General features: G+C 37.3%; 2 protein-coding genes. One reads left to right on the top strand and one right to left on the bottom strand.

Annotated features, from left to right (window positions below; translation table 11 throughout):
• Positions 1 to 197: LysE family transporter (locus AC1DRF_RS30420; protein ID WP_477742622.1), on the bottom strand; the 197-nt coding region annotated here is incomplete at its 3' end.
• A 138-nt stretch (positions 198 to 335) separates the two neighbouring features.
• Here AC1DRF_RS30420 and AC1DRF_RS30415 point away from each other — a divergent pair.
• Positions 336 to 817: helix-turn-helix domain-containing protein (locus AC1DRF_RS30415; RefSeq protein WP_477742621.1), on the top strand; the 482-nt coding region annotated here is incomplete at its 3' end.

The following is an 817-nucleotide window of genomic DNA, read 5'->3' as shown; positions in this document are numbered from 1 at the left end:
GACTGAAGAAGAAGAGCTGATAAACCAAACGTAGCGGCGAGTGTATGAACTAAAGAGCCGCTCGCTAAGCCTAACGCCATTTTATAGCCGCCCGTTTGTCCATCTGCCATCGTTCGTTTGGTAATAAGAGCAGTATCAATACCAGGACTCATAATAACAAATAGTGTGAGAATCAAAAAGGTGAAGATGTCGGTCATTTTTTTCTTCCTCCTTACTGTGATAGTATTAAACTATATTTTATTTATTAAATATAATTTAACATAAGTAACGCTATTTATTAAGTTTAATTTAATAAAATTAAATGTAATTAAACGTTTTTTTATGGAGGAATCATCATGGAAAACATAGATATTGGAAAAAAAGTAGAGAAATTTCGAAAAGCAAAGGGGCTAAGCAGTCGAGAATTAGCCAAATTAGCGGAGATTACGCCGTCTATGTTAAGTCAAATTGAGCGAGGATTAGCTAATCCGTCCATTTCCACGCTTAAAATTTTAGCTAAATGCCTCGATGTTCCTACTTTCAGTTTTTTACTTGAAGAAATAAATACCTCTCATTTAGTCGTACGGTCGAACGAGCGTACAACGATGAAAGTAAAAGAGTTAACGTATTCGCTAGTATCACCAGACTTTACGGGAAATCTAGCTACGGCGATTATGGAAATACCGCCGATGAAGTCTTCATCAGAATCTCCTTTAGCGCATAAAGGGGAGGAAGTGGCATATGTCTTAGAAGGAAAAATTAAGGTATCTTTGGAAGAGGAAGTATACGTGCTAGAAAAAGGAGTTCAAGAAGGCACGCCAGGCGACGGTGTCAACAT

Source organism: Priestia sp. P5_B4 (assembly GCF_056400385.1).
Note: the sequence above shows the minus strand (reverse complement) of the source record. Positions and strands in the feature narration are given on the sequence as shown.